Origin of the sequence: Pseudomonas sp. BIGb0381 (assembly GCF_024809815.1) — a bacterium.
Lineage (GTDB): Bacteria > Pseudomonadota > Gammaproteobacteria > Pseudomonadales > Pseudomonadaceae > Aquipseudomonas.
The window spans coordinates 607006-616547 of record NZ_JANUEN010000001.1; the positions used below are offsets into that span (position 1 = coordinate 607006).

Genomic DNA, 9542 nt, shown 5'->3' on the forward strand with positions numbered 1-9542 from the left:
CAACCTGTCGTGAGCAAATCCCGCGCCGTTCCTGGCACGTGCTGGATCAGAAATTACGGTTCGGACATGCCTTCGGCCAAACACAACGGACATTAAACAGACGCCGGATAGCTTAAGCGGTTCGATGACGTAGGAAAATTGATTGATGGCTGGGTGATGGCATTGCATGTGAAACAAGACATTTCCAGCGCTGTGAGTGGACACATTACCTGGGAATTATGAAGATCGAAATGTGGGAGGGCGGATGGCGACGCCGTTGAGGAAGTCGCGGCGGGTGATGTCCATGGGGGAAGCCTGTAGGAGCGAGCAAGCTCGCTCCTACAATAAAGCGTTACGGCGCTTGGGGGGATCAGTGCTTGAACATCACATGGCGAACCGTGGTGTAGTCCTCCAAGCCGTACATGGACATGTCCTTGCCATACCCCGACAGTTTCTGACCACCGTGAGGCATTTCGCTGACGAGCATGAAATGGGTGTTTACCCAGGTGCAGCCGTATTGCAAGCGCGCGGCCAGGCGATGGGCACGTCCTACGTCGGCGGTCCACACGGACGACGCCAACCCGTAGTCCGAATCATTGGCCCAGCCCAATACCTGGGCCTCATCGGTGAACTTGGTCACCGACACCACCGGCCCGAACACCTCGCGGCGCACGATCTCGTCATCCTGCTGCGCGTCAGCCAGGACGGTCGGCTCAAAGAAGAAGCCATTGCCTTCCACCGCCTTGCCACCGGTGACCAGGCGGATATGCGGTTGTGCTACGGCGCGTTCGACAAACCCGGCGACACGGTCGCGGTGTTGCGCGGTGATCAGCGGGCCCAGCTCGGTCGCCGGGTCATCCTGCACACCATATTTGATGCTGGCGACCGCCGCGCCGAGCTTTTCGACAAACGCATCGTAGATATCCGCTTGCGCATAAATCCGGCACGCAGCGGTGCAATCCTGGCCGGCGTTGTAGAAGCCGAAAGTGCGAATACCTTCCACGGCGGCATCGATATCCGCGTCGTTGAAGATGATCACGGGGGCCTTGCCGCCCAACTCCATGTGCATGCGCTTCACGCTGTCGGCGGTGCTGGAGATGATATTGGCGCCAGTGGCGATGGAGCCGGTCAATGACACCATGCGCACTTTCGGATGGTTCACCAGCGGACTGCCCACGGTAGGCCCACGGCCGAATACCAGGTTGAGTACACCGGCCGGGAAAATCTCCGACGCCAGTTCGACCATGCGCAGCGCGGTCAGCGGGGTTTGTTCCGATGGCTTGAGCACCACGGTATTACCGGCGGCCAAGGCGGGGGCGATTTTCCAGGCGACCATCATCAGCGGGTAGTTCCATGGCGCGATGGACGCGATCACGCCCACCGGGTCGCGCCGGATCATCGAGGTGTGGCCAGGCAAGTATTCACCCGCCGCCGAACCGCTCATGCAGCGGCTGGCGCCGGCGAAGAAGCGGAACACGTCGGCAATCGCCGGAATCTCATCGTTCAGGGCGGCGCTGTAGGGCTTGCCGCAGTTGTCCGATTCCAGCTTGGCCAGCTCTGCGCCATGGGCTTCGATCACGTCGGCCAGTTTCAGCAGCAACAGCGAGCGATCCTTGGGCGCAGTTTGCGACCAGCCTTCGAAGGCCGCATCGGCGGCGCGCACGGCGGCGTCGACCTGGGCTTCGCTGGCTTCATTGATTTCCACCAGCACACGGCCAAGCGCCGGGTTGAACACCGCTTGCGCCGGGCCTTCGCCTTCGACCAGGTGGCCGTTGATCAAGAGTTTGGTTTGCATGGTTCAGTCCTCCAAAAAGCGATCGTTATGTCACTGAATAAACCGGCTCTGAATGTGGGAGGGGGCTTGCTCCCGATGACAGTCTTTCAGTCACATCATCTACAACTGACACACTGCTATCGGGAGCAAGCCCCCTCCCACATTTGAGCTCGGTGTCTTCAACAAAAAATTATTTACCACCACTCCCGGCCACGCTTTCACCGCCGCGGGTCAGGTAATAGGCACCGAGGATCGGGAACATCGTCACCAGCATCACCAGCATCGCGACCACGTTGGTCACCGGCACATCCCGTGGCCGGCTCAACTGGTTGAGCAACCACAGCGGCAACGTACGTTCATGGCCGGCGGTGAAGGTGGTGACGATGATTTCGTCGAACGACAGTGCAAACGCCAGCATGCCGCCGGCCAGCAGCGCCGAGCCGAGGTTGGGCATGATGATGTAACGGAAGGTTTGCCAGCCGTCCGCACCCAGGTCCATCGAGGCTTCGATCAGGCTGTGGGACGTGCGGCGCAGACGGGCGATCACGTTGTTGTAGACGATCACCACGCAGAACGTCGCGTGGCCGACGATGATGGTGAACATCCCCGGCTCGATGCCCAGGGTCTTGAAGGTCGCCAGCAACGCAATACCGGTGATGATCCCCGGCAGCGCGATCGGCAGGATCAACATCAGCGACACGCCTTGCTTGCCAAAGAACTCGCGGCGATACAGCGCCGCCGAGGCCAGGGTGCCAAGCACCATGGCAATCAGGGTTGCGATGGCGGCGATCTGCAACGACAGCTTGATCGCTTCCAGTACGTCCGGCCGGGCGAAGGCCACGCTGAACCACTTCAGGGTAAAGCCCTGGGGCGGAAAGCTGAACGCGGCTTCTTCGGTGTTGAAGGCGTAGAGGAAGATGATCAGGATCGGGAAATGGAGAAACACCAATCCACCCCAAGCAGCGATCTTCAGGCCAATAGACGATTTTTCAGAGTGCATCGAAGGCCCCCAGGCGTTTGACGATGGACAGGTAAACCGCGATCAGCACGATCGGCACCAGGGTGAACGCCGCGGCCATGGGCATATTGCCGATGGCACCTTGCTGGGCGTACACCATGCCGCCGACGAAATAGCCCGGCGGGCCCACCAGTTGCGGCACGATGAAGTCGCCCAGGGTCAGCGAAAACGTGAAGATCGAGCCGGCGGCAATCCCCGGCACCGAGAGTGGCAGAATCACCTGCATGAAGGTCTGGCGCGGCTTGGCGCCTAGGTCGGCGGAAGCTTGCAGCAGTGACGGCGGCAAGCGCTCCAGGGACGCCTGGATCGGCAGGATCATGAAGGGCAGCCAGATATAGACGAACACCATGAACCGCCCCAGGTGCGAGGTGCTCAAGGTGCTGCCGCCCACGCCGGGAATGCCCAGCACGAATTGCAACACCGGCTCCAGGCCCAGATGCTGCACGAACCATTGCGCTACGCCGCCCTTGGCCAGCAGCAAGGTCCAGGCATACGCCTTGACGATATAGCTGGCCCACATCGGCATCATCACCGCGATATAGAAGAACGCCTTGGTCTTGCCCGTGGTGTAGCGCGCCATGTAGTAGGCAATCGGGAAGGCGACGATGGCGCTGGCGATCGACACCACGATCGCCATGCTCAAGGTGCGCAGGATGATGTCGAAGTTCGACGGCTGGAACAGCGCGGCGAAGTTGGCCAGGGTCAGGTCCGGCGTGACCGCCATGGTGAAGTCGTCAAAGGTGTAGAAGCCTTGCCACAGCAGGGTCAGCAACGAACCCAGGTAGATCGCGCCGAACCAGATCAGCGGCGGTATCAGCAGCATCGCCAGGTATAGGTTGGGCTTGCGGTACAGCAGGTTGGAAAACCTGCGCATCGGCGGTTGGGAAAGGGCCAGGCTCATGTCACACCTCGCCTGCGCGGTCAGTCAGCGGCGTCATGGCTTCCCGTGCCCAACGGGCGGTGATGGACTGGCCGACCTGATGGCCGCTGCTGATGTCCAGCCACTGGTTGTTGGCCTGGCTGATATTCAGCGCCTGACCGTTTTCCAGTTTCAGTTCATAGCGGGTGGCGCTGCCCTGGTACTGGATGTCGTGCAGCAAGCCGCTGATTTCCACTTCGCCAGCACCCAGCGGTCCCTCGGCAAAACGCACGTGTTCCGGGCGAATCGAGAACGGCTGCGCACTGCCGCTGAGGCGCTGGGCCAACTCGCCGCGAATGACGTTGGAGGTGCCGACGAACTCGGCGACGAACGCGGTGGCCGGTTTCATATACAGGTTGCGCGGGGTGTCGACCTGTTCGATCCGGCCTTTGTTGAACACCGCCACACGGTCGGACATCGACAGCGCTTCGGTCTGGTCGTGGGTGACGAAGATAAAGGTAATGCCAAGCTGGCGTTGCAGCTTCTTCAGCTCGCTTTGCATTTGTTCGCGCAGCTTGAGGTCGAGGGCGCCCAACGGCTCGTCCAATAGCAACACACGCGGGCGATTGACCAGCGCGCGGGCCAGGGCCACCCGTTGGCGTTGGCCGCCGGAGAGCTGCACCGGCTTGCGCTCGCCATAGCCACCGAGGGCGACCATCCCTAAGGCTTCTTCGGCGCGGTTGCGGCGTTCGCTCTTGCCCACGCCCTTGACCTTGAGGCCATAGGCGACGTTGTCGCGCACATTCATATGGGGGAACAGCGCGTAGTCCTGGAACACAGTGTTTACATCACGCTGATACGGCGGCAAGCCGGCGGCTTCCTCGCCATGAATCCGGATCGAGCCTGCGCTGGGCTGCTCGAAACCGGCGATCAGGCGCAGACAGGTGGTCTTGCCCGAGCCGGATGGGCCGAGCATGGAAAAGAACTCGCCGTCCTGGATATCGATGGAAACCCGGTCAACGGCTTTCACTTCGCCGAACTGACGGGAGACGTGGGTGAATTGGACTGCAAGCGTCATGGTGCGGTGCTCCAAAAGGGCGCGGGTCGTCGCAGCGGCCCGGCCTGGACTTCTGAAAAGTCAAAACATCTGTGAATGCGGTCAATGTGGGAGGGGGCTTGCCCCCCTCCCACAGGGGATCTATGCCGTCTGCAGGGTTTTACCTGCCGCCCATGATCGCGATGTAATCCTGGGTCCAGCGGCTGTACGGCACGAATTTGCCGCCCTCAGCTTGCGGGGTTTTCCAGAAGGCGATCTTGTCGAACTGGTCGAAGCCGTTGGTCTTGCAACCCTCGGCGCCGAGCAGTTCGCTTTCCTTACAGGCTGCAGGCACCGCCGGCAGCGAGCCGAACCAGGCGGCGACATCGCCCTGGACCTTCGGCTGCAGCGACCAGTCCATCCACTTGTAGGCACAATTGGGGTGTTTGGCCTCGCTGTGCAACATGGTGGTGTCGGCCCAGCCGGTGGCGCCTTCCTTGGGAATGGTCGAGGCAATCGGCTGCTTCTCGTTTTGCAGGCCGTTGACCTGATACGGCCAGGCGCTGGAGGCCACCACGCCTTCGTTCTTGAAGTCACTCATTTGCACGGTGGTGTCATGCCAGTAGCGGTGGATCAACGGTTGCTGCGCGCGCAACAGCTCGAGCACGGCTTTGTACTGGGTCTCGGTCAGCTCGTACGGGCTCTGGATGCCCAGCTCAGGCTTGGTGGACTTGAGGTACAGCGCCGCATCGGCGATGTAGATCGGCCCGTCATAGGCCTGCACGCGTCCTTTGTTCGGCTTGCCGTCCGGCAGGTTTTGCGCATCGAACAGCACGTTCCAACTGGTCGGCGCGGTCTTGAACACGGTGGTGTTGTACATCAGCACGTTCGGGCCCCACTGGTACGGGGTGCCGTAGGTCTGCTGGCCCACCACATACCACGGCGCATCCTTGAGGCGCGGGTCGATGCTCTTCCAGTTGGGGATCAACGCCGTGTTGATCGGTTGCACACGCTTGCCGACGATCAACCGCAGCGACGCATCGCCCGACGCGGTGACCAGGTCATAACCGCCCTTGGCCATCAAACTGACCATTTCGTCAGAGGTGGCGGCGGTTTTCACGTTGACCTTGCAGCCGGTTTCCTTCTCGAAACCTGTGACCCAGTCGTAGGCCTTGTCGCTTTCGCCACGTTCGATATAGCCGGGCCAGGCGACGATATCCAACTGGCCTTCACCGGCGCCCACCGCCTTGAGCGGTTCGGCGGCCTGGATACTGACGCTGGCCAGCAGCGCGGTGGTCAGGGCACTGAGCAGTGCGGTCTTATGCGCAGACATGGGGGTTCCCTCTTCTTTAATTATGGTCGGGGCAGTGTGTGAAGCCGTAACGCATGAGCTTAGTTGTTGTTTTAAAGGTGCTGGCCGTGGCGGGCCATGATGTGGCGCACCACGCTGTAGTCCTGTAGAGAATCGCTGGACAGATCTTTCCCATACCCCGAGCGCTTCAACCCGCCATGGGGCATTTCGCTGACCAGCATGAAATGGCTGTTGATCCAGGTGCAGCCGTATTGCAGGCGCGCGGCAACCTGCATGGCCTTGTCCAGGTTCTGGGTCCAGACGGAGGAGGCCAGGCCGTACTCGGAATCGTTGGCCCAGTCCACCGCCTGTTCCAGTGCGTCGAAGCGGGTCACGGTGACCACCGGGCCGAACACTTCGCGCTGGACGATTTCATCGTTTTGTTTGCAGCCGGCGAGCAGCGTCGGCTGGTAATAGAAGCCGGCCCCCGAATGCACGGCGGCACCGGTGACCCGCTCGATATGCGGTTGGCCGAGGGCGCGCTCGACAAAGCTGGCCACGCGGTCGCGCTGGCGTGTGCTGATCAGCGGGCCGAGTTCGTTATCGGCATCGCGCTTGCCGGCAAAGCGCAGGCTGCTGACCGCCGCGCCCAGTTCGGCGACCAATTTGTCGTGGATGCCCGCCTGAGCGTAGATGCGGCACGCCGCGGTGCAGTCCTGGCCGGCGTTGTAGTAGCCGTAGGCACGCACGCCTTCGACCACGGCTTGCAGGTCGGCGTCGTTGCACACGATCACCGGCGCCTTGCCGCCCAATTCCAGGTGTGTGCGTTTGAGTGTCTTGGAGGCGGCTTGCAGGATTTTCTGGCCGGTGACGATGTCGCCGGTCAGCGACACCATGCGCACCTTCGGGTGGCTGACCAAATGGCTGCCGACGCCTTCACCGCCGCCACACAGAATGTTGACGACCCCGTGTGGTAACAAGTCCTTCATGACCGGGGCCAATGCGAGGATCGACAGCGGCGTATGTTCCGACGGCTTGAACACCAGGGTATTACCGGCCGCCAGCGCCGGGGCGATCTTCCATGCGGCCATCATCAAGGGGTAGTTCCACGGCGCAATCGAGGCCACCACGCCAATTGGATCGCGGCGCACCATGCTGGTGTAGCCCGGCAGGTACTCGCCGCTGAGCTGGCCGGTCTGGCAGCGCACGGCGCCGGCGAAGAAGCGGAACACATCGACGGTGGCGCTCAAGTCATCCTGGCGCGCCAGGTGCAATGGCTTGCCGCAGTTCAGCGATTCCAGGCGGGCCAGGTAGTCGGCTTGTTTCTCGATGGCGTCGGCGATGCCCAGGAGGATGTTCGAGCGTTGTTGCGGCGTGGTCCGCGACCAACCGGCAAAGGCGCGGTGGGCGGCGAGGATGGCGCTTTCGACCTGCTCGGTGCTGGCTTCGGCGATCCGGGTGAGCACTTCGCCGGTGGCCGGGTTGAGGATCGACTCGGCAACGCCCTGGCCCTGGACCAGTTCGCCGTCGATCAACAACGCAGTGAGCAGCGGGGTGGGGGCGCCGGACATTTTTCGCGATCTCTTTTCTTGTGTGGTCATGGGCGTTCTCCTACGAGGCGCCTCACCTTCTCTTATGGATAGAGAGAGACTAGAGGTCAGGCGCGAGGTCAACAAATACTAAATACTGAACGCAGCATTCGATTAAATAGATGGCTTGCGTGGGTGTGGCTGTTCCCGCGCTACGGTGAGGAACGGATCCACCAATGCCGGGCGTGCAGTGCCCCGACGCCAAGCCAGGCCGACGTCCAGGGTCTGGCTGAGGTCGGCAATCGGTCGCGCTTCAATAATGTCGCCCTCCAGGGACCAGGGGCGGTAGGTCATGTCCGGTTGAATCGACACGCCCAGGCCTGCCGCCACCAGGCTGCGCACGGCCTCGGTGGAGGCGGTGCGCAGGGTCACGCGCGGTTGCAGGCCGGCACCGGTCCACATGCGCTGGGCGTTATGCCCCATTTCGTCGACGTTCAGCTGAATCAGCGGCTCGCTTGCCACGTCGGCGAGGTTGATGCTGTCGTGCTCCAGCAGCGGGTGTTGCGCCGGCAGCCACAGGCGGTGGGGCGAGTGGGTGAGGACCTCGGTCTGCAGGGCGTGGCGATCTTCCAGGTTGGAGAGGATCAGCACGCCCACGTCGATTTCACCGCTGACCAGCAAATGCTCGATATACGGGCGCTCGTCTTCCATCACGCGGATCTCCACGTTGGGATAGGCACGCTGGAAGCGGGTGAGCAAATCTGCCAGGTAATAGCCAGCGACCAGGCTGGTCACGCCGACGATCAACTGCCCGGCTACCTGATCGGTGCTCTGTTGCAGGCTGCGCTTGGCATTGTCGACGGTGGCGAGGATAAGGTGCGCCTGGCGCAAAAACTGATGGCCCTGATGCGTGAGGGTCATGCCCTTGGCATGGCGGTTGAACAGGTTGATGCCGATTTCCTGCTCCAGTTGCTGGATCGCCAGGGTCAGCGTGGACTGGGAAATGAACGCGGTCTGCGCGGCTGCGGAGATCGAGCCGGTCTCGGCCACGGCGATAAAATGCCGGATTTGACGCAAGGTCATCATGCTGGAATTACCGGTGGGGTGTTTTTATAGATTTGTCCGAGTGTATATCGGTTTTAGCGAACGGCAGCGACAAGCTATAAGCGGCCAGCGCGGCGTTACATCTGGAAGCACTCTAGATCGCGGCTTTTTGGCACTTAGTTTTACGCTGAGGGCCTATTGGTCCTATGAACCCTAGTGTCTGGAGGCTACGAATGAATACCCGTGGATTGCTCGATCAGTTGCTCAAGTCCGGCCAGGACATGTTGCAGAACAAAACCGGCGGCCAGCGCAAGCAGGACGATAAAGGCGCCCTCGGTGGGCTGCTCGGCGGCGGCGGTCTGGGTAGCTTGCTCGGCGGTGCGGGCGGCGGCGCCCTGGCGGCGGGTGCCATGGGCCTGTTGCTGGGCAACAAGAAGGCGCGCAAGTTTGGCGGCAAGGCCCTGACCTACGGCGGGCTGGCCGCGTTGGGCGTGATTGCCTACAAAGCCTACGGCAACTGGCAGGCCAAGCAGGCCAACGTGCCTCAGGGCGAGCCGCAAACCATCGACCGCCTGCCACCGGCCCAGGTCGAGCAGCACAGCCAGGGGATCCTCAAGGCCCTGGTCGCTGCAGCCAAGGCCGACGGGCATGTGGATGAGCGTGAACGCGCACTGATCGAAGGTGAATTCACCAAGCTGGACGACGACCGCGAACTGCAAAGCTGGCTGCACGCCGAGTTGAACAAACCGCTGGACCCGACCGACGTCGCCCGCGCCGCCAGTACCCCGGAAATGGCCGCCGAGATGTACATCGCCAGCGTGATGCTGGTGGACGAGGAGAACTTTATGGAAAAGGCCTATCTGGACGAATTGGCCCGCCAACTGAAACTCGAGCCCGGCTTGAAGCTAGAGCTGGAAAAGCAGGTACGGCTTAGTCAATAACCACCGGGTGTACGCAAAACCATAGATGTGGGAGGTGGCTTGCCCCCTCCCACAGGTGTTTTTGCATTTAT

8 protein-coding genes are annotated in these 9542 nt (G+C 61.7%); 1 reads left to right on the forward strand and 7 read right to left on the reverse strand.

Features of this window, described 5'->3' with window-relative positions; all coding sequences use genetic code 11:
• Nucleotides 1-349: 349 nt before the first annotated feature.
• The 7 genes from M2397_RS03010 to M2397_RS03040 form a co-directional block, all read right to left on the reverse strand.
• Nucleotides 350-1774: a gamma-aminobutyraldehyde dehydrogenase gene (locus M2397_RS03010; protein WP_184744493.1), complete on the reverse strand. Its 1425-nt coding sequence runs from the start codon at nt 1772-1774 to the stop codon at nt 350-352.
• A 169-nt stretch (nt 1775-1943) separates the two neighbouring features.
• Nucleotides 1944-2753 (reverse strand): ABC transporter permease, encoded by an 810-nt coding sequence (locus M2397_RS03015; RefSeq protein WP_016977919.1) that lies wholly within the window; start codon nt 2751-2753, stop codon nt 1944-1946.
• On the reverse strand, nt 2743-3672 hold the full coding sequence (locus M2397_RS03020; RefSeq protein ID WP_090408657.1) for an ABC transporter permease: 930 nt from the start codon (nt 3670-3672) through the stop codon (nt 2743-2745). The genes M2397_RS03015 and M2397_RS03020 overlap by 11 nt, the downstream gene beginning before the upstream one ends.
• A gap of 1 nt (nt 3673) precedes the next feature.
• Nucleotides 3674-4708: an ABC transporter ATP-binding protein gene (locus M2397_RS03025; protein WP_259242280.1), complete on the reverse strand. Its 1035-nt coding sequence runs from the start codon at nt 4706-4708 to the stop codon at nt 3674-3676.
• 139 nt (nt 4709-4847) lie between these two features.
• Entirely contained in the window at nt 4848-5999 is a 1152-nt protein-coding gene (gene ydcS / locus M2397_RS03030) for a putative ABC transporter substrate-binding protein YdcS (RefSeq protein ID WP_131697301.1), read from the reverse strand.
• 71 nt (nt 6000-6070) lie between these two features.
• Nucleotides 6071-7528, reverse strand: a complete 1458-nt coding sequence (locus M2397_RS03035; protein WP_178116712.1) for a gamma-aminobutyraldehyde dehydrogenase — start codon at nt 7526-7528, stop codon at nt 6071-6073.
• A gap of 132 nt (nt 7529-7660) precedes the next feature.
• Nucleotides 7661-8572: a LysR family transcriptional regulator gene (locus tag M2397_RS03040; protein ID WP_131697299.1), complete on the reverse strand. Its 912-nt coding sequence runs from the start codon at nt 8570-8572 to the stop codon at nt 7661-7663.
• A gap of 191 nt (nt 8573-8763) precedes the next feature.
• Here M2397_RS03040 and M2397_RS03045 point away from each other — a divergent pair, with 191 nt between their 5' ends.
• A complete protein-coding gene (locus M2397_RS03045) occupies nt 8764-9471 on the forward strand; it encodes a tellurite resistance TerB family protein (protein ID WP_131697298.1) in 708 nt (235 codons plus the stop codon).
• Nucleotides 9472-9542 lie beyond the last annotated feature (71 nt).

What these genes read in the sequence shown, in the direction of transcription:
- M2397_RS03010 (WP_184744493.1), bottom strand. Translation starts at nt 1,774, where the DNA reads ATGCAAACCAAACTCTTGATCAACGGCCACCTGGTCGAAGGCGAAGGC.
- M2397_RS03015 (WP_016977919.1), bottom strand. Translation starts at nt 2,753, where the DNA reads ATGCACTCTGAAAAATCGTCTATTGGCCTGAAGATCGCTGCTTGGGGT.
- M2397_RS03020 (WP_090408657.1), bottom strand. Translation starts at nt 3,672, where the DNA reads ATGAGCCTGGCCCTTTCCCAACCGCCGATGCGCAGGTTTTCCAACCTG.
- M2397_RS03025 (WP_259242280.1), bottom strand. Translation starts at nt 4,708, where the DNA reads ATGACGCTTGCAGTCCAATTCACCCACGTCTCCCGTCAGTTCGGCGAA.
- ydcS (WP_131697301.1), bottom strand. Translation starts at nt 5,999, where the DNA reads ATGTCTGCGCATAAGACCGCACTGCTCAGTGCCCTGACCACCGCGCTG.
- M2397_RS03035 (WP_178116712.1), bottom strand. Translation starts at nt 7,528, where the DNA reads ATGTCCGGCGCCCCCACCCCGCTGCTCACTGCGTTGTTGATCGACGGC.
- M2397_RS03040 (WP_131697299.1), bottom strand. Translation starts at nt 8,572, where the DNA reads ATGATGACCTTGCGTCAAATCCGGCATTTTATCGCCGTGGCCGAGACC.
- M2397_RS03045 (WP_131697298.1), top strand. Translation starts at nt 8,764, where the DNA reads ATGAATACCCGTGGATTGCTCGATCAGTTGCTCAAGTCCGGCCAGGAC.